This window comes from Clostridium sp. 2218st1_F5_2218SCRN_220325 (assembly GCF_039062665.1).
Lineage (GTDB): Bacteria > Bacillota > Clostridia > Peptostreptococcales > Peptostreptococcaceae > Intestinibacter.
The window spans coordinates 64,173-85,422 of sequence record NZ_JBCLNH010000005.1 but is presented as its reverse complement, the minus strand read 5'-3'; the positions used below and the strand labels follow the sequence as shown (position 1 = coordinate 85,422).

Sequence of the window (21,250 nt, the reverse complement as noted above, 5' to 3'; positions counted from 1 at the left end):
TATTAGTTTTAGAGAAAAATTATATTATAAGTCTTTGAATAAATATATTATTGGTGTAAAATATATCTAAATAAAAATTATTTATTAATTATATTAAATAATATAAAATTACCGCTTGGTAAAATAAAAAATTGGGAGATAGATATGAAGAAGAATTACGACATAATAGCATTCGATTTAGACGGAACAATAACTGCTTCTGATAGAGGTATAACTAACTCTATGAAGACAGCCCTTAGACATTTTGGGATAGAAAAAGATGCAGAGTCATTAAAAAGACATATAGGTCCATCATTAACAGAGACTTTCAGAGAATATGTAGGTGATGACGAAGAACAAATACAACTAGCAATAAAAAAATATAGAGAATATTATGTTGCTGGAGGTATGCTAGAAAACGAAGTATATGAAGGTGTGGAAGAAACTCTACAAGAAATAAGAAATAGAGGAAAGAAAATAGTATTAGCATCTTCAAAACCAATGGTATATTGTGAACAAATACTAAAACACTACGGTTTAGACAAATACTTCGATTTTATAGGTGGAAGTAACTTAGATGAAACTCGTTGTAAAAAAGTAGAAGTTATATCTTTCTCACTAGAAAATATAGGAGAAAATCCAGGAGCAAACGTGCTTATGGTTGGGGACAGAGAGTACGACATATTAGGAGCAAAACAATTAGAAATGGACTCAGTAGGTGTTTTATTCGGATATGGAAACAAAGACGAATTACAAGAAGCTGGGGCTACTTATATAATAGATAAAATGACTGATCTTTTAGAGATAGTTTAATTTATATACAAAAGTGTAGGTTTATATATATAAATTTACACTTTTTCTATACTATAAAATATATAAAAGAAGGTGTTTTATATGATACAACCAGAAGTTAATTATGACGAAAAAAGCGTTTTTTACATAGATGATATTATAAGTGGATTATTTGAAGATGAGGCAGTATTTCTTGATGAAAAGTCGCTTGATTTTAAAGATTGTAGATTTAATAAAATGGTATTTGCAGAATCAAAAATGATAAAATCAGATTTTACAAATGTGATTTTTGAAAAATGTGATTTATCGAATGTGGATTTTACAGATTCGTCAATACACAGAGTAATATTTAAAGACTGCAAGATGACAGGTGTGAATATGGTTGATTGCAGCCTAAAATACATACAAATAATAAACTCAAAGTGCGATTATTTAAATTTGAGTTTTTCAAAACTAGAAGAAGCGGCATTTGAAGAAAGCCAGCTTATTTCAAGTGTATTAAATGAATGTAAATTAAAAAAAGTAAAGTTTGATAATTGTAATTTGTCAAACAGCGAAATATTTAATACTAAATTAAAAGGTATAGATTTTTCCACTTCAAATATACAAGGTGTATCTTTTAATTTAGATAACCTAAAAGGTTGTAAATTAAATACATATCAAGCGATAGATATATCAAAACTTTTAGGCATAATAATAAAAGATTAATTATTTTTTACTTTTTTATGATTTTTAATATAAAAATAAGTAATAGTTACAGGCAATAATATTATTAAAATTATTTCTAAAATTAATAAACACAATATATAATGATTGCCACATATTATGCCTAGAGGAAGAAAAACTATACTACTAGACATCCAATATGAACCTAAATTTTGGTGGATTTTTGCCCAAATTTCATTATCCATAAAATACACAGGTATTTTAATAGAAAATGTTGAGTTACGAGTACAATTTGAGAAAATATATCCTAAAAATATAAAAATAAAACATATTATACAGCTCAGCAAATTATAAAAATTGAATTTAGATAAAAAATCTTCTCCTTTAAGTGAAATAAATAATTCGAGCATGCTCAAAAGATTTATCGATATAAGGAATAACATAGTTGCAGCATCGCTTACGTTTTTTTCTGATTGTGATTCAAATTTTTCAACAAATACCCTAGGTTTAAAATAAGTAAAAGCCGCTAGTAAAAATGGAATTATTAGTACTTTTCCTTTATGGTCCCAGTTTGCAATTTCTCCTACAGTTGTGTAATGGGAGGGAACTTGCTCTGGAATATAAGTATATATAAAAAGAGTTATAATCAGCGGTGCAAACCCAACCAAGTAATATATAGATTTTTTAAATAAAAGTTTTTTATTTTTACTTTGCATATATAATGTATTCCTCCAAATATTATAATACTATTTATTATAATATATCTTAAAAAGAAATACATTAAAAAATATAAAATTAGTACAGTATAGGAGACATCAAAAATGTTTAAACAAATATCTAATGAATTATTAAATTTTATAAAAAACAGCCCAAGCTGTTACCACGCAATAGATAACATGAAACAGATCTTAGATGAAAATGGATTTTGTGAAGTTGTAGAAGGCAAAAATTGGACGATTAAAGAAGGCGGAAAATACTATGTAATTAGAAATAATTCGTCATTAATAGCATTCAAAATTCCAAATAAAGACTTTAAAGGATTTAATATAGTATCGAGCCACAGTGATTCGCCTACTTTCAAAATAAAAGAAAACCATGAAATTGAAGTTGATAAAAAAATGGTTAAACTTAATGTTGAAAAATACGGTGGGATGATATTTTCAACTTGGTTTGATAGACCACTTTCAGTAGCAGGTAAAATCGTCGTAAGAGAGGGAAATAAGTTTGTATCTAAATTAGTTAATATAGATAGAGATTTAGTTATTATCCCTAATTTAGCAATACACTTTAATAGAAATATAAATGATGGATATAAATACAATGCTCAAAACGATATGTTGCCGTTGTTTGGAGATATAAATGCAAAAGGAAGACTAATGTCATTAGTTGCACAAAATGCAGGCGTATGTGAAAAAGATATCTTAGGTAGTGACTTATTCCTTTATAACAGAATGAGCGGGAGTATATGGGGTGCTGATGAAGAGTTTATATCTTCACCAAAGTTAGACGACCTTCAATGTACTTTTTCATCATTAAAAGGATTCTTAGCTGGAGAAAACAAAGATACAGTACAGGTATGTGTTGTATTTGATAATGAAGAAGTGGGAAGTCTTACAAAACAAGGTGCAGAGTCGACTTTCTTAGCAGACACATTAAAAAGAATCAACAACACTATGGGAAGAGATGAGCAAGATTTTTATAAAGCAACAGCAAACAGCTTTATGATATCTGCTGATAATGCACATGCAGTTCATCCTAATTATGCGCAAAAGTCAGACCCAACAAATAGACCGTATATGAATGAAGGAATCGTTATAAAATTCAATGCAAACCAAAAATACACTACTGATTCAGTATCAGCAGCTATATTTAAAAGTCTATGTGAAGAAGTTGATGTACCTTATCAAGTATTTACGAATAGATCAGATATGGCAGGAGGTTCAACACTTGGAAATATTTCAAATTCACAAGTATCACTAAATAGTGTAGATATTGGACTAGCACAACTTGCTATGCATTCATCATATGAAACAGGTGGAATAAAAGATACATATTACTTAGTTAAAGTTATTGAAAACTTCTACAACAGTTCTATAATTCAAGAGGATTGTGGAGTTCTTAGCATAAATAAATAAGTTTAAACTAAATATATTTTCGTAGATAATAAATAATAAAAGTTAGAAAAAATACTACTCTTTACTTTGACTAAATAAAATATGCTATAATATATATGACAAATATTACAAGGGGGAATTCAAATGGATTTATTTGAAGCATTAAAAGGAAGAAGAAGTGTTCGTTCATATAAAGATGAACAAATAAAAGATGAAGAACTAAATAAAATATTAGAAGCAGGTGAATATGCTGCAACAGGAATGGGAAGACAGTCTCCAAAAATGATAGTAGTTCAAGATAAAGAAACTATAGCACAATTATCAAAAATGAACGCTAAAGTATTTGGAAAAGAAGACATGGATCCATTTTATGGAGCACCAACAGTAGTTGTTGTGCTAGCAGACAAAAATATGCCAACATGCGTAGAAGATGGAAGCTTAGTAATGGGCAACTTAATGAACGCAGCTTATGGATTAGGAGTAGGTTCTTGTTGGATTCACAGAGCAAAAGAAGAATTTGAAAGTGAAGAAGGTAAGGCACTTCTTAAAAAATGGGGCGTAGAAGGAGATTACATAGGAGTTGGCCACTGTATATTAGGATATGCAAAAGACGAACCAAAACCAGCAGCACCTCGTAAAGAAGGATATGTAGTTAGAGTTTAATAATTTAAGTTTAATATATGAAATGGATTTCGATTTTCGAAATTCATTTTTTTAATTCTAAGGAAATTATAATGTTTAGAACAAATTGCTTGTGGTGTATAATATAAATAGTTTTTTTAACTACAATGATTAAAAAGTAGTTCATAAAATTTTGATAAAATACATTTTAATAAATAAAAATGTTAAAAATAAAACATACGGGATTATGAAAAAACAGAAAGGGTTTCATTATGACAAAAAAACTTTTTTACAATGGAGATATATTAACTCTTGAAGATGAATTATATGCAGAAGCTGTTTTAGTAGAAGACGGAAAAATTAAAGCAGTAGGAAAAAAAGAAGAACTTACAAATCAAAATGAAGATGCTGAGATGATAGACTTAGAAGGAAAGACTTTAATGCCATCATTTATAGATGCACACAGTCACTTCTTCGGATATGCAAACAGCAAATTACAAGTATCACTAGAAGATGCAGTTGATTTTGAAGATATAGCAAATAGAATAAAAACTTTTATAGAAAAAAACAACGTTCCAGAAGGTGTGTGGATAAGTGCGAATAACTTTGACTACAACACATTAGCAGAGAAAACTTACCCGAGAATAGATTTTTTAGATGAAGTTGTGCCAAACAATCCACTTATAATATCAAATAAATCTGGACACAACGGACTTGTTAACTCTCTTGGGATGAAGGAATTAGGAATAACAATAGACACTCCAGACCCAGAAGGTGGAGTAATATTTAAAGAAAATGGCAAACTTAACGGATACCTTGAGGAAAATGCATTTATAAACAACGTTCAAAGAGTTCCAATGGCATCAACAGAAGACCTTATGAAAGCAGTGCTTAAGTCACAAGATGACTATGCATCTTACGGAATAACAACAATGCAAGAAGGTATGGTAGTTCCTCTATTAGCAGATTTACTAGCATATATGGCACATGCGAAGATGATGAAAATAGACTACATAGCATATGTAGATATAAGAGAAAGAGAAAAAATCTTTGCGAAACTTCAAGGATGCATAAATAAATACAACAACCACCTTAAAATAGGAGGATTCAAAACTTTCCTAGATGGTTCACCACAAGCCAGAACTGCTTATATGAGAACTGATTATCAAGGTGAAGAAGGATATAGAGCTTATCCAGTTATGAGTGGAGAAGAATTAGAAAGCTTAATCGAAATAGCATTAAAAGAAAATATGCAAATATTAGCTCACTGTAATGGAGATGCAGCTGTTGCTCAATATTTAGAACAATATAAAAAAGCAAAAGAAAACTTAAATACAGATAATGATATAAGACCAGTGATAGTACATGCTCAACTTATGGGGCTTGACCAATTACCAGAAGTTAAAAAACTAGGAATGATACCATCATTCTTCGTGGCTCATGTTTACCATTGGGGCAACATCCACGTTCAAAACTTCGGACTGCAAAGAGCGAGCCAAATATCGCCTGCAAAAGCAGCATTAGATTTAGGAATTAAATTTACATTCCACCAAGACGCTCCAGTTATCGAGCCAAATATGCTTGAAACTATATGGATAGCTTGTAACAGAAAAATGAAAGACAATACAGTATTAGGTGAAGATCAAAGAATACCAGTACTTGCAGCTATAGAAGCAGTTACAAAAAATGCAGCTTATCAATATTTTGAAGAAGATATAAAAGGAACAATAAAAGAAAATAAATTAGCTGACTTAGTAATACTTGATAAAAATCCATTAAAAGTCGACGTAGACGATATAAGAAACATAAAAGTATTAGAAACTCTCAAAGAAGGAAACTCTATATATAAAGCGTAGAAATAATAAATTATATTTTTAAAAAATAAGGGATATATATAGATATAATTTATAAAATTAAAAATAAAATATCAACAAATAATAATTTCAATAAAAAGAGCTCAATTTGCTTTAGTAAATGAGCTCTTTTTATATGGGAAGATAATTTACATCTCTTTTAAAATTTTACAAATAATGTATAATTAGATATAACTTAATTCTATTAGACATACATGCTATAAAAATGGAAAAATACTTTATATTATATCGCTAAAAGGAATTTATATTGTAAATGAAGAAAACATAATTGATTATATAAAAAAGAGGTGGATTAAGATGTTTGATAAAGCTTATGTTACAAAAGATATTGAACAAATGAAGCTAGATGACAGAAATTTTCCTAATATAATTGAATTAGGTTTTACAAGCCATGGTAGTGATTTATGTGGGGTTATGTTGACACCGCAAGGAAAGGGACCTCACCCAACAGCAATACTATTGCATGGGTTTCCAGGATATGACGACCCGATAGATTTAGCTCATGCTCTTAGACGATGTGGTATGAATATACTGCGATTTCATTATAGGGGGAGTTGGGGTGTAAAAGGTAGTTTTTCATTTAGTAATTGTATGGAAGATGTAAAAAGTGCTATTGATTTTTTGACAGATGAAAAGTCAGTAAAAGAATGTGATATAGATACAAATAATTTATTTTTAATAGGGCATAGTATGGGCGGTTTCTTAACTTTAAATTACGCATGTGATAAAAGGATAAAGGCATCTGTGGCGATAAGTCCATATGATTTTGGGCTTATTGGGAAAATAGGCAATTATAATAAAATAGAAAAAGACGAGGCATTTGAGATGTATAAGACAGCACTAGTACCATTAAACAATACAAGTGCAGAAATACTGATGCAGGAATGTCTTGATAATGGGGATAAGTGGAACCTTCCAGATAAGGCAAAATCTCTATCTAATGAAGAAATACTGATAACTATAGCAAGTAGAGATGTTGTGAGCAAAAGATATTTGCATCACGATATTTTAGCAAGTGAGATTAAAAAATATAATAATAATTTGACTGAAAAGTTTATTGATACAGACCACTCTTATTCTGACAAGCGAATTTTGTTGGCAAAGACTATTGCTCAGTTTTTAGAACAACAAATAAATAAAAAATAAATTAAAAACTACAGATAAATCAGCATGTATCTATCTTAAAAAAGTAATATGCAATACGGAATATAATTTGAGGATGTGAAAAAATGAAAGTTGCTTTAATTGCTCCATTATATACAGCAAATATTGTAAAGGATATTGTAGACAAAAATATAGTTGATATAGATTTAGATATTATAGTTTATAGCAATTATTTAAAAGCGGTTGAAATAGTAAAAAAATCACAAAAAAAGTATGATGCTCTGATGTTTGCAGGAGTAGTCGTATATAAATTTGTAAAATTATACGTAAAGGAAGAATGTATATGGGGATATTTCCCTTTGCATGAAAGCTCCCTATCATCTGCTTTATTAAAAGGATTATATGAAAACAAAAATATAAAAAATCTGAGTATAGATACATATTCTAAAGAGTTGATTAAAGAAGTTTATAATAGTATCGGTATAGATATGGATGAAGTAAATCTTATGCTTTATAATGTAAAATTCAATAATAAAAATACAACTGAAGATGCACTTAATTTTCATAGGAATAACTTAAAAAATGATGAAAATGTATGCATTGTGACATCATTAAGTGATGTAAATAAACAATTTGACTCAGATGGAATAGATAATTATATGGCTATCCCGACAAAGAGTATTATAATAGAGAGTTTCCAAAATATATATCTAAGATATATAGCTAAAATAAATACTAATTGTAGGGTTGTAGCTATATTTGTTCATATAGATTTTCCTGATGACTACTCTATAATAAGTCGAAATGAGTACTATTATATTAAAGAAAAAAATAAAGTCACAGAATTGATTTATGAGTTTGCAAATAAGATAGAGGCTGCTGTTATCGAATTTAGTTATAATACATATATATTGATTTCGACAAAGACAATATTAGAAACAGAGACAGAGAATTATACAAATATAGAACTTTTAAAATCTATTGAAGACAACTCATTAAACAGAATTTCTATTGGTATTGGATATGGAAAGACAGCTAGTGAGGCAAAATATAAGGCTAATGAAGCTATTATAAAGGCCAAACGATGTAAAAATGAGAATGTTGCATATATAATTTATGAAGATGGAAAGGCTATAGGACCTATAAAATCTAAAAATAAAGAGAGAAGTGAAGTTAAGATAGACGATAGATTGATGAAAATAGCTCAAATAACAAATGTAAGTGTGAAGAAGATACTTTGTTTTTATAATGCAATAAATACATGTAAAAAAGATAGGTTTACAGCAGAGGAATTGTCAAAGCAGTGTGATATGTCTTATAGAACAGTAAATAGAACGATTAATAAGTTAGAAAAGTACGGATATATTGAGGTGGTTGGGAAACATTTTGAAGATGGATCAGGTAGACCGAGAAGAATAATAAAATTTAATATATAGGCTCTTAAATAATAAAATTAAAGCCATAATCAAAAAAGATATATTATATGTTGATTAAACATTGTAATATGTCTTTTTTTATTTAAAAAATAAAGTTTATAAATTATTTATAAAAAAATGAAAATTTCGTGTATTTATTTAATTTATAAATCTTTACAAATGTATAATGAAATTATGATTTTATATATAAATGTAAAGTTTATACAAATAATATAAAAAATAAAATCTAAATCTTAAGTTACAGTATTTTCAATAATTTAAATATAGATAAAGATAAAATAATATATCGAAGTTAAGAAAAATTAGGTGATATTTGTCTAATTAAGGACATTTTACTGACATTTTAAAGTCAAATACAATAATTTATAATAGTATATAAATTTAAATATAAAATTAAAATTTAATTAAAAATAAACATTTTAGGGGGACATTTATGAATCAAAAACTAAATGAGTTATGGGAAAAACATCATAAAAGAGTTTATGATATTAGACATCAACTTCATATGAATCCAGAATTGGGATTTCAAGAGTATGAAACTTCTAAATTAATAGCAACTGAGCTTGAAAATTTAGGAATTGAAGTTACTAGAAATGTTGCAAAAACAGGTGTTGTAGGCTTAATAAAAGGTGGACATCCTGGAAAAACTGTAGCACTTAGAGCAGATATAGATGCGTTAAGTATCAATGAAGAAACAGATTTTGAATTTAAGTCAAAAGTTCCAGGCGTAATGCACGCATGTGGTCACGATGGACACACAGCAAGTCTTTTAGGTGTTGCAATGATGCTAAATGAGATGAAAGATGAGCTACATGGTGATGTAAAATTAATATTCCAACCAGCTGAAGAAGTTGAAGGTGGGGCATTACCTATGATAAAAGAAGGCGTTTTAGAAAATGTCGATGCAGTGTTTGGTGGACATCTATGGGGAGCTATTAAAGAAGGAAAAATAGGAGTTAGACATGGAGCTTTAATGGCGTCACCAGATATATTTACTATAAAAATAATCGGAAAAGGCGGTCATGGTGGAGTACCTCATGCAAGTGTTGACCCAGTTCCAGTAATGGCTCAAATTATAAGTGCATTACAAACGATAGTAAGTAGAAAAAATGATCCAACAAATCCACTTGTAATATCTTGTTGCAATGTTCATGCAGGTGAATGTCACAATGCTATACCAACAGAGGCAGTAATCCAAGGAACTGTAAGAACATTAAACAACGAAACTAGAGATTTTGCAGAAAAAATGATGGAGCAACTTGTAAAAGGTATTGTCGAGTCACAAGGTGCAACTTATGAATTTGAATTTATAAGACAATTCCCACCGCTAATAAATGACAACGAAGCGACAGATATAATAGAAGCATCTGCTAAAAAAGTAGTAGGAAGTGAAAATGTATTTGAAATTCCAGCACCGAGTATGGGTGGAGAGGACTTTGCATTTTTTGCACAAGAAAGACCTGCATCATTTGTATTTGTAGGAATGGCAGAAGATGAAGAAAATCCAATACTACATCACAACTCTAAGTTTAAATGGGAAGATAGAAATATGAAGAACTTAGCACAAACTTTAGCTCAAGTTGCTATAGATTATTTAAATCAAGAAAATGATGAAAGTGATGATTTGGAATTTGAAATGATAGCATTTTAATAAATGAAAATTATTTTATATATAAGAGGAGAAGTAGATTTGGAATTAAGAAAAGAGAAAGAAGTTGTAAAAAAACCAAGTTTATTTATGAGGTTTTTAAATAGGGTCGAAATAGTGGGGAATAAATTGCCTGACCCAGTAACTATATTTGTTATTTTATGGTTTTTAATTATAGGGATATCAGTTATAGTAGCTAATTCAGGTGTTACAGCGGTTCACCCAGGTACTGGCGAAACTGTTGCAGCAGTAAACTTATTATCAAAAGAACAAATGCAATTATTTTTAAAAAATGTAGTTAGTAACTTTACAAGCTTTGCGCCATTAGGATTAGTTTTAGTTACGATGCTTGGTGCAGGACTTGCTGAAAAAGTTGGTATGATGGAATCATTATTAAAATCATTTGCGGGTAAAATACCGCCACAACTTGTTACAGCAACTACTATATTAGTAGGGATAGTAGCAAACTGTGTTGCAGATGCAGGGTTTGTTGTATTCCCACCGTTAGCAGCATTAATATATTTAGGAATAGGTAGACATCCATTAACAGGTATGTTTGCAGCTTATGCAGGTGTTGCTGCAGGTTTCTCTGCTAATATAATAATATCAATGTCAGATGCATTAGTTGCAGGATTTACTATACCAGCAGCACAAATCATAGAGGCATCATATACAAGTACACCAGCGATGAACTACTATTTCTTATGTGCATCATCTGTATTATTAACAGTAGTAGGTACATTTGTAACTGAAAGATATATAGCACCTCGTTTTGATGGAACTCCATATGAAGATACTGGATATGATGCAACAGCAGAAGTTACAGGTAAAGAAAAGAAAGCTTTAAAATATGCAGGATTAAGTGTATTAGTATTTGTTGTAATAGTAGTAGCATTATGTATAGGGCCAAATGCATTTATGGCTGATACAGAGACAGGTTCATTAGTATCATCAAATTCAACACTAATGGCTGGTATGGTACCACTTATAACATTATTATTCTTTATACCTGGTGTTGTATATGGTGTTGTTGCAGGAAAAATCAAAAGTGATAAAGATGTTGCAGCATTATTATATGATTCAATTTCAGGGATGGGTTCTTACATAGTATTAGCTTTTGCAGCTGGACAATTTTTAGCATTATTCAACGCATCTAACTTAAGTTCATTACTTGCGATAATCGGTGCAGAGTGGTTAGAAAATGTCGGATTAACAGGTCCAACATTAATAATTGCATTTGTTTTATTCTCAGGTGTAATAAACTTATTTGTTGGAAGTATGTCTGCAAAATGGGCTATAATGGCACCAATATTTGTGCCGATGTTTATGTTATTAGGTTATTCACCAGCATTAACTCAAATGGCATATAGAATAGGGGATTCAATAACTAACCCAATATCTCCTATATTTACATATTTCCCAGTTATACTTGCATATGCTAAAAAATATGACAAAGACATGGGAATCGGTACAATTATGTCGGCTATGTTACCATATTCATTGGTATTTGCAATAGCTTGGATATTATTACTACTAGTGTTTATAGTATTTAACTTGCCATTAGGAATCGGTGGAAGTATATATATGACTACGTAGGAAATTAATCTGATTTATAAACTTAAAATTAGAATACTTATTACATTTTAAAGAGCTATATCAGATTTGAGATAGCTCTTTAATTCAATTTAACAAAAATATAATTTAATCAACAGATAATATATGTATAATTAAAAAAGAAGAATTATTATAGCAAAATTAATTTAGGAAATGAGGTATAAAAAATGGAGTCAATATTAAAAGTGGATATAAAAGAATTGGCAAGAGAATATAGAGATTATGTTATATCTCTTAGAAGACATTTTCACCAATACCCAGAGCTTAGTTTAGAAGAATTTGAAACTAGTAAAAAAATAAAAGAAGAATTAGAAAAAATGGGGATAGAATATGTAAGTGCTGGAGGGACTGGTGTTATAGCTGATATAAAAGGAAGCAAACCAGGAAAGACGATAGCATTAAGAGCAGATATGGACGCACTACCAGTTGAAGAACTTACAGAGTGTGATTTTAAATCAAAAATAGATGGAAATATGCATGCTTGTGGACACGATTCACATATGGCGATGCTTTTAGGAGCAGCAAAAATACTTAATGGAATGAGAGATCAAATAAACGGTACAGTTAGATTAATATTCCAACCAGCAGAAGAAAACGCAAAAGGTGCACCTGCAATGATAAGAGATGGAGCAATTGACGGTGTCGACAGTATATTTGCAATACATATATGGGCACAAATTCCTGTAGGTAAAGTTTCACTAGAAGCTGGGCCAAGAATGGCATCAACAGATTGGTTCTATATAGATGTAAAAGGTAAGGGTGGACACGGTTCACAACCAGAAAACTGTATAGATGCTGTTGTTGCAAGTTCTGCAATAGTTATGAACTTACAGACATTAGTAAGTAGAGAGACAAGACCGCATAATCCGTTAGTTCTTTCAATAGGATTATTACATTCAGGAACTAGATTAAACGTTATAGCGGAAGAGGGTCGTATGGAAGGAACGACTAGATGTTTTGACCCTGAGCTTAGAAAACAACTTCCTATAAAAATGGAGAGAATAATAAAAAACACTGCTGATGCATTTGGAGCAACAGCAACATTAGAATACGACTTTGCAGGTTCAGCAGTAGTAAACGACGAGAGATGCTCAGAAATTGGACAAGCCTCTGTTGAAAAAATACTAGGCAAAGATGGAAACTACCAATTTGAAAAAGTTACAGGTGGAGAAGATTTCTGTTTTTATTTAGAACAAATTCCAGGAGCATTAGCATTTGTAGGATGCAAAAATGATGAAAAGCAATGTTGTTATGCCCATCACAATGGAAGATTTGCAATAGATGAAGATAGTTTAGAAATAGGTACTGCATTATATGCTCAATATGCAATTGATTTTTTAAATAAATATGAAAAATAATTATCTTATATAATAAAATATAAAAACATATAAATTAGACTTTACAATTGTTTTGAAATATTAAAATTGATATACTGAATACTATAATATTTTGACAAAATTTATTTAAATATAGAGGTTTATAAAGTGTAAAAATTCTCTATAAACTATCTAATATATGTCAAAATAAGAACTTAAAGGGGTTACATATAGGAGGATAAGATGTTTGAGAATTTAAAAGCTTCAGATCCTGAAATATATGCAAGTATGAAGAGGGAATTAGAAAGACAACAAAGAAACATAGAGCTAATTGCTTCAGAAAATATAGTTTCAGTTCCAGTTATGGAGACAATGGGGAGTCATTTAACTAATAAATATGCAGAAGGATATAGTGGTAGAAGATATTATGGTGGATGTGAATATATAGATGAGATAGAAACATTAGCTATAGATAGACTTTTAGAAATATTCGGTGGAGAACATGCAAATGTCCAACCACATTCAGGTGCTAATGCAAACTTAGCAGTTTATTTTGCAATGCTTAAACCAGGGGATAAAGTAATGGGGATGAATTTATCTCAAGGTGGTCACCTAACTCATGGTTCATCGGTTAATATATCAGGGAAGTACTTTGATTTTACTGAATATGGTGTAGGTGAAGATGGAAAAATAGATTATGATGAAGTTAGAAAAACTGCATTAGAAGTTAAACCAAAAATGATAGTTGCTGGGGCGAGTGCATACCCTAGAGAAATAGATTTTAAAAAATTTAAAGAGATAGCAGATGAAGTAGGGGCTTATTTAATGGTAGATATGGCCCATATAGCAGGTCTTGTGGCTGCTGGTCTTCATCAAAATCCAGTAGAAGTTGCAGATTTTGTAACTACTACAACACATAAAACATTGAGAGGGCCTCGTGGTGGAGTTATAATTTGTAAAGAGAAATACGCAAAAGCAATCGACAAAGCCGTATTCCCAGGAATACAAGGTGGTCCACTTGAACATATAATTGCTTCAAAAGCAGTTTGCTTTAAAGAAGCACTACAACCTGAATTTAAATCTTATCAAACTCAAGTTGTAAAAAATGCTAAAAAGTTAGCAGAAGAATTAGATAAAAGAGATTTTAAATTAGTTTGTGGAGGAACTGACAACCACTTACTACTATTAGATTTCACAAATAAAAATATAACAGGAAAAGAAGCAGAAAAACTACTAGATGAAGCATATATAACAGTAAATAAAAATGCTATACCAAACGACCCACACGGAGCAAATATTACAAGTGGTATAAGAATAGGTACACCAGCAGTAACAACAAGAGGTATGGTAGAAGAAGATATGGAAGTAATTGCAGAAGCTATAGATTTATGCTTAACTCATAAAAATCAAGACAAAGCTAGAGAATTAGTAATAGGTCTTACTAAAAAATATCCATTATATGAGGAATATAATTTAATGGACTAAAAATCTTGAGACTATAAAATCTCCCTTTTTGCAGATAAATATATTTGCTAGGAGGGAGTATTTTTATGTTTAAACAAGAAAAAAGCAAGAATTTAATTTTATCAAGCATGATACAATAAAAAAGGAGGTGAAGTTTATGAAAACGGGAAGTCAGATTCAAAGTCGTGTTAGTGAATATGCTAAGAAAGATATTTCACAAATGTATAAGGATTTTAATATAAGTGATGATGGGTATAATCAACAACAAGTTCGTTTTAATAGAGATATATACGGTCTGAATATTGATGATAAGAAAATAGAAACTACTTTATATAGATTTTTTAGATCTTTTAATAATCTTTTCAGTATGATTTTATTAGTTTTAATTTTAGTTTCTTTTTTTACTGATGTGATATTTACTTCTAACTATAGGCGTAACGCAACAACTTTTTTAATGCTGGTTATAATATTCTTAATTAGTGGATTTGTACGATTTATACAAGAAATGCGTTCAAAAAAAGCGGTTGATTCATTGATTGAACTTATTAATACAAATGTTCAGACACGCAGAAATGGAAAGTGGCAAGAAATTTCATCAAATGAATTAGTTGTGGGAGATAGAGTGAAATTTTATGCTGGAGATAGAATACCAGCAGATATACGACTTATAAAGTCTAATGAACTATTTATTTCTCAATCTATGTTAACTGGGGAGAGCATAGTAATTGAAAAAAATACTGACATAGTAGATAAAAAAGAAAGTATAAGTTTAAATGATTACAACAATATTGTTTTTTCAGGCTCTTTAGTTATTGGTGGAATTGGAGAAGGAATTGTACTAGCAGTAGGCAAAGAAACTGTTTATGGAGAAATTAGTAGAGATGTAAATATTCGCAAGAATGGATTTGACAAGGGGGCAAATTCGATAGCAGGTGTATTAATTAAATTTATTGCTATTTTAGTACCTTTTGTATTTATTTCATGTGGATTAGTTCAAGGTAACTGGCTATCAGCATTTTTATTTTCATTATCAGTAGCAGTAGGATTAACACCTGAGATGCTTCCTATGGTCATAAATGCCTGCCTTGCAAAGGGAAGTTCTGTTATGGGGAAAAAGGATACCATTGTAAAAAATATTAATGCAATGCAGGGCTTTGGAAGTATGGATGTTCTTTGTGTCGACAAAACAGGAACATTAACTGGAGATAAAATAGTTTTAGAATATTATATAGATATTTTGGGAAATGAAAGCAAACAAGTATTAGAGTATGCTTATTTAAATAGTCTATATCATACAGGTGTTAAAAATCATTTAGATGATGCGATTTGCCATGTTGAAAGAATGCCGAATTTTAATTATTTAGAACTATTAAAGAAGTATAAGAAATTGGACGAGTTACCATTTGATTATAATAGAAAATATGTTAGCGTATTGTGTGAAAATAACATAAATGAAAAATCGAATTTAAATAATAAAAATTTATTGATTGTAAAAGGCGATATTGAGACAGTATGCAAAAAATGTACATATGCTGAATATAGAGGTGAAGTTTATCCCATGGATATACAAAGTGTTCATCATATTATTGATGAAATGCAAGAAGATGGGATGAAGGTCATCGCTGTTGCTTATAAAAATATTAATAAAAAGTATATTATGCCAGATGATGAAAATGATTTAATACTACTTGGGTATTTAACATTTTTTGATGCTCCTAAAAAAAGTGCACAAGAAGCAATAGAACAATTAAAAAAATTGAATGTACCTATTAAGGTTTTAACAGGAGATAGCGAAAGGGTTGCTGTATCAGTTTGTAGACGACTAAACTTAGATACAGATAACGTAATCGTTGGAGAAAAACTATCTGAGTTAAAAGATGATGAGTTATCAATATTATGCGAAAAGACAACAATATTTGCACAATTATCTCCTAAGCAAAAGGCAAAAATAATTAAAATTTTACAAGAAAATGGGCATACAGTAGGATTTTTGGGGGATGGAATGAATGATTTACATGCCATATTGCAATCAGACGTTGGAATATCAGCAGAAGGTGCAACCGAGGCGCTTCAAGAAGCTGCAGATGTAATATTATTAAAAAAGGATTTAAATATTTTAGAAGAAGGAATATTAGAAGGACGCAAAGTTTTTGTAAATATGAGCAAATATATTCGTATTACTGCATCTTCTAATTTTGGAAATATATTAGCTGTAGTTATTGCAAGTGTTCTACTTCCATTTTTCCCAATGACTTCTATACAATTACTACTTTTAAATTTACTATATGATGTTTTATGTTTGATTCTTCCATGGGATACTGTCGATGAAGAATTATATTGTCAGCCACGAGATTGGTCGGGAAAAACTTTAGGACGATTTATGTTATTTTTTGGACCAATCAGTACAATTTTTGATTTAACAACATTTATATTTTTATTCTTCTGGCTTTGTCCAACAATAAGCGGAGGGACATTTGCAAGTTTGAACCACGAATCACAACAAATATTTATTACACTGTTCCAAACAGGATGGTTTTTAGAATCTATGTGGTCACAAGTATTGATTTTATATTCACTGCGTTCGAAGAAAATACCATTTATACAAAGTAAACCAGCAAAACCAGTTATTTTAGTTACTATTATAGGAATTATTCTATTTACAATTATGACTATAATACCAGTTGGACATTTTGTAGGTCTTACTAAAATGCCTTTAAGTTATTTTGTATTTTTGTTATTAGTTGTATTGCTCTATATATCACTAGTAACTATAGCAAAATCATGGTATGTAAAAAAATATAAAGAATTAATATAAGGGAGGGAGTTTAAATGAAAAAGAAAATTGAATTTGCTAATTTAACTTCTTCTCTAGCTAGTTGGCTTTTAGAAAAATTAAAGGCTGCACCACTAGATGTAGGTAATATAGATGAATTTAAAGAAGGTATTGAAGGTTTATTAGACGGAAGTAATAATAGTTTAATGTTAGAAATAGATGATGATATTACTTATGAAGAACATTGCTTTGATATTATAGAAATTGGCAACCTTACAATAAGACCTAAAGAGAGAAGAGTTCTTTATAATAATAAAGAGGTTTCACTTACACCTAAAGAATATGACATTTTATTATTTCTTGTAAAAAATAGGGGTGAAGTTTTGACAAAAGAGCAGATTTATCAAGCTGTTTGGGATAGTGAATATCTTTTAGATGACAGTAATATTATGGCTTTTATAAGGAAATTAAGAAAAAAGATAGAGCCAAATCCAGATTCACCAATATATATTTTAACAATTTGGGGAATAGGATATAAATTTAATGATGATTTATAAAACTGAATACATCGCAAGAAAAATGCAAGAATTTCGCAATGGAATTACTTGCATTTTTTTCTTATACTGTTAGTTGCAAATGAGAAAGGAGTGAAAATATAAATGGACCCTGATGGTAAGAGAAAAAACAATATAGCAACCCGGTGAAATATTAATATAGATCGGATTGCTTCTTAAAAAGGAGGTAATTACGATGAATAAAAAAATGATAAAAAATAATATAGCTACTAATAAAGTAACAGAAAGTCAAATTATAAAAAAAGAACAAGAAAGTCGCATTCATTTTGCGGCAACTCAACCAATAAAAACAGTATTAGACTCTTTAGAAACAACATTAAGAGGATTGGATACTGAAAAGGCATCAAAACACCGTAATAAATATGGAATAAATAAGATAACAAAAGAAAAGAAAAAATCTTTATTTTCTAGACTTGCAGATGCATTTATAAATCCTTTTACAATAATTTTGTTTTGCTTAGCACTTGTATCATGTGTAACAGATATGATACTACCTTATTTTTCACTATTTGGAAGTAATCCAGATGATTTTAATTGTTTAACAGTAGTAATAATTGTGACAATGGTTGTTATCTCTGGAACACTTCGTTTTATACAAGAATCTAGAAGTGGTAATGCAGCAGAGAAGTTATTAGATATGATTACAACAACTTGTACAGTTACAAGAAAAGAGCAAAAACAAGAAATAAAACTTGAGGAAGTTGTAGTAGGGGATATAGTCTATTTATCAGCTGGTGATATGATACCTGCAGATGTACGTATTATAGAATCAAAAGATTTATTTGTGAGCCAAGCTAGTTTAACTGGGGAAAGTGAGCCTATTGAGAAATTAGGAAATATCCAAGAAAAAAATGAAAATATTACAGAATATAATAATATTGCTTTTATGGGAAGCAATGTTATTTCAGGAACTGCTACAGCTGTTGTGGTTTCTGTAGGAGATTCTACTTTGTTTGGATCAATGACAGTATCAGTTGCACAAGAAGCGGTAGAAACTAGTTTTACAAAAGGTGTAAATGCTGTTTCTTGGGTACTTATTCGCTTTATGTTGATTTTAGTTCCTGTTGTATTCTTTATAAATGGAATAACAAAAGGGAATTGGTTAAATGCATTTTTGTTTGCTATTTCTATAGCAGTTGGATTAACACCAGAGATGTTACCAATGATAGTGACAACATGCCTTGCAAAAGGGGCAGTGGCAATGAGTAAAAAACAAACTATAGTTAAAAATTTAAATTCTATTCAAAATTTTGGGGCTATAGATGTATTATGTACTGATAAAACAGGAACCTTAACACAAGACAAAGTAGTTTTAGAATATCATCTTAATATAAATGGAGATGAAGATATGCGTGTGCTTCGTCATGCTTATCTAAATAGTTATTTCCAAACAGGATATAAAAATTTAATGGATTTAGCTATTATTGAAAAAACTGAAGAAGCAGAAACTAAAAATAGGGAATTAATTAATCTTTCTAATCACTATAAAAAAGTAGATGAAATACCTTTTGATTTTAATCGCCGACGTTTATCTACTGTTGTAGAAGATATAAATGGTAAAACACAAATGGTTACGAAAGGCGCAATTGAAGAGATGCTATCAATTTGCTCATATGTTGAGTTTGATGGAAAAGTTCAAAACTTGACAGATTCACTATGTAAAAAAATTATAAAAACAGTTGATGATTTAAATGAGAAGGGATTTAGAGTTCTTGGAATTGCACAAAAAAGCAATCCATCACCAGTTGGAGCTTTTGGAGTAAAAGATGAATGTGAGATGGTATTATTAGGATATCTTGCATTCTTAGACCCACCAAAAGAATCTACGGCTGATGCAATACGTACGTTAAAAGAATATGGAATTGCAACAAAAATTTTAACTGGAGATAATGATAAAGTAACACGTACTGTATGTAAACAAGTAGGATTAGAAGTAAGAAATATGCTACTTGGTTCAGATATAAATCGCATGTCAGATGAAGAGTTAGCAAATATAGCAGAAACAACAGATGTATTTGCAAAATTAACGCCGGATCAAAAATCGAGAGTTGTAACTGTTCTTCGTCAAAATGGACATACAGTTGGTTTTATGGGAGATGGAATCAATGATGCAGCGGCAATGAAATGTGCAGATATAGGAATTTCTGTTGATACAGCAGTTGATGTAGCAAAAGAATCAGCAGACATTGTACTATTAGAAAAAGATTTGATGGTATTAGAAGAAGGAATCATTGAAGGTAGAAAGACATATGCAAATATGATTAAATACATTAAAATGACTGCATCATCTAACTTTGGAAATATGTTTTCTGTTTTAGCAGCATCAGCATTATTGCCATTTCTACCAATGATGAGTATACATCTTTTATGTTTAAATTTAATATATGATTTATCATGTACAGCTATTCCATGGGATAATGTAGACGAGGAATTTATTAAGGTTCCTAGAAAATGGGATGCGTCTTCAGTAGGTAAATTTATGATGTGGATGGGACCAGTAAGTTCAATATTTGACTTTACAACTTATATTTTTATGTACTTTGTATTTTGTCCAATATTTGTATCACATGGAGTATTATATAATGATTTAGCAAGTGTATATAGTGGAGCAGAGTTAATGCAAATGCAATTTAACTATATAGCTATGTTCCAAGCTGGTTGGTTTGTAGAATCAATGTGGAGTCAAACACTTGTTATTCATATGATTCGTACACCAAAGCTACCATTTATTGAAAGCAGTGCATCATTACCTGTGAGTTTATTAACCTTAACTGGAATTATAGTATTAACAGTTATACCATTTACACCACTTGGAACAATACTAGGCTTTGTTTCATTACCAGGCGCTTATTTTGCTTACCTAATACCATGTATAATAGCGTACATGTTATTGGCAACTAGTATAAAGAAAGCTTATGTGCGTCATTTTGGGGAATTGTTATAGAGGAGGTATGTTAAAATGAATTGGAATAATATGTGGAATACACTTTTTAATACAACAGAGTTATTTGGAATTAACATGGGCTTTTGGGTTTGCTTACTGATAATTATAATTATAGTAATATTGATGAATGTAGTATTTTGGAGTATGAAGCCTTTAAATGCTATTGAAAAATAAAATTATTTTTTTGAGAGTTCGGAAAATTTTCGGACTCTCTTTTTGTTTATTAAATGTGTTACTATTTAATAGTAGTCAGTTTTTTTGATATAATGGACATATTTTGTAAACTATAATAATATATATAGGTACGATTTATTAAAATACATACAACTT

Annotated in this window: 15 protein-coding genes; 14 read left to right on the top strand and 1 reads right to left on the bottom strand. The window is 30.0% G+C overall.

The genetic code is table 11. The features are described 5' to 3' along the window. Nucleotides 1–144: 144 nt before the first annotated feature. Together ABCM86_RS04675 and ABCM86_RS04670 are read left to right on the top strand one after the other, a co-directional pair. Complete coding sequence (locus tag ABCM86_RS04675) at nucleotides 145–792, top strand: HAD hydrolase-like protein (protein ID WP_195930167.1); 648 nt, start codon at nucleotides 145–147, stop codon at nucleotides 790–792. Between the two features lie 81 nt (nucleotides 793–873). After that, the gene (locus tag ABCM86_RS04670; RefSeq protein WP_295761597.1) at nucleotides 874–1,479 is read left to right on the top strand and encodes a pentapeptide repeat-containing protein; all 606 of its coding nucleotides are present in this window, start codon (nucleotides 874–876) and stop codon (nucleotides 1,477–1,479) included. Here the strand turns inward: ABCM86_RS04670 and ABCM86_RS04665 are convergent. Beyond that, nucleotides 1,476–2,153, bottom strand: a complete 678-nt coding sequence (locus tag ABCM86_RS04665; protein WP_195930165.1) for an SdpI family protein — start codon at nucleotides 2,151–2,153, stop codon at nucleotides 1,476–1,478. The genes ABCM86_RS04670 and ABCM86_RS04665 overlap by 4 nt on opposite strands. Before the next feature lie 105 nt (nucleotides 2,154–2,258). On the opposite strand from ABCM86_RS04665, the gene ABCM86_RS04660 reads away from it, so the two are divergent. The 12 genes from ABCM86_RS04660 to mgtA (ABCM86_RS04605) all read left to right on the top strand — a co-directional run bounded on the left by ABCM86_RS04660 (nucleotide 2,259) and on the right by mgtA (ABCM86_RS04605) (nucleotide 20,920). Then, nucleotides 2,259–3,572 (top strand): M18 family aminopeptidase, encoded by a 1,314-nt coding sequence (locus ABCM86_RS04660; protein ID WP_295675028.1) that lies wholly within the window; start codon nucleotides 2,259–2,261, stop codon nucleotides 3,570–3,572. Between the two features lie 123 nt (nucleotides 3,573–3,695). Continuing rightward, a complete protein-coding gene (locus ABCM86_RS04655) occupies nucleotides 3,696–4,214 on the top strand; it encodes a nitroreductase (protein WP_195930163.1) in 519 nt (172 codons plus the stop codon). A gap of 230 nt (nucleotides 4,215–4,444) precedes the next feature. Further along, complete coding sequence (locus ABCM86_RS04650; RefSeq protein ID WP_295675032.1) at nucleotides 4,445–6,028, top strand: amidohydrolase; 1,584 nt, start codon at nucleotides 4,445–4,447, stop codon at nucleotides 6,026–6,028. A gap of 315 nt (nucleotides 6,029–6,343) precedes the next feature. Then, a complete protein-coding gene (locus tag ABCM86_RS04645; protein ID WP_295675033.1) occupies nucleotides 6,344–7,192 on the top strand; it encodes an alpha/beta fold hydrolase in 849 nt (282 codons plus the stop codon). Between the two features lie 83 nt (nucleotides 7,193–7,275). Next, entirely contained in the window at nucleotides 7,276–8,586 is a 1,311-nt protein-coding gene (locus tag ABCM86_RS04640) for an HTH domain-containing protein (protein ID WP_295675035.1), read from the top strand. Nucleotides 8,587–9,019: 433 nt separating this feature from the next. Further along, complete coding sequence (locus ABCM86_RS04635; RefSeq protein ID WP_343003586.1) at nucleotides 9,020–10,237, top strand: amidohydrolase; 1,218 nt, start codon at nucleotides 9,020–9,022, stop codon at nucleotides 10,235–10,237. Between the two features lie 39 nt (nucleotides 10,238–10,276). After that, nucleotides 10,277–11,830, top strand: coding sequence for an AbgT family transporter (locus tag ABCM86_RS04630; protein ID WP_343003585.1), 1,554 nt, complete (start codon nucleotides 10,277–10,279; stop codon nucleotides 11,828–11,830). A gap of 185 nt (nucleotides 11,831–12,015) precedes the next feature. Further along, nucleotides 12,016–13,206, top strand: a complete 1,191-nt coding sequence (locus ABCM86_RS04625; protein ID WP_343003584.1) for a M20 family metallopeptidase — start codon at nucleotides 12,016–12,018, stop codon at nucleotides 13,204–13,206. A gap of 201 nt (nucleotides 13,207–13,407) precedes the next feature. Further along, on the top strand, nucleotides 13,408–14,649 hold the full coding sequence (gene glyA / locus ABCM86_RS04620) for a serine hydroxymethyltransferase (protein WP_295761583.1): 1,242 nt from the start codon (nucleotides 13,408–13,410) through the stop codon (nucleotides 14,647–14,649). A gap of 136 nt (nucleotides 14,650–14,785) precedes the next feature. Then, the gene (gene mgtA / locus ABCM86_RS04615) at nucleotides 14,786–17,443 is read left to right on the top strand and encodes a magnesium-translocating P-type ATPase (protein ID WP_343003583.1); all 2,658 of its coding nucleotides are present in this window, start codon (nucleotides 14,786–14,788) and stop codon (nucleotides 17,441–17,443) included. A gap of 14 nt (nucleotides 17,444–17,457) precedes the next feature. Continuing rightward, on the top strand, nucleotides 17,458–17,958 hold the full coding sequence (locus tag ABCM86_RS04610) for a winged helix-turn-helix domain-containing protein (protein ID WP_343003582.1): 501 nt from the start codon (nucleotides 17,458–17,460) through the stop codon (nucleotides 17,956–17,958). A 193-nt stretch (nucleotides 17,959–18,151) separates the two neighbouring features. Beyond that, on the top strand, nucleotides 18,152–20,920 hold the full coding sequence (gene mgtA / locus ABCM86_RS04605; protein WP_343003581.1) for a magnesium-translocating P-type ATPase: 2,769 nt from the start codon (nucleotides 18,152–18,154) through the stop codon (nucleotides 20,918–20,920). Nucleotides 20,921–21,250 lie beyond the last annotated feature (330 nt).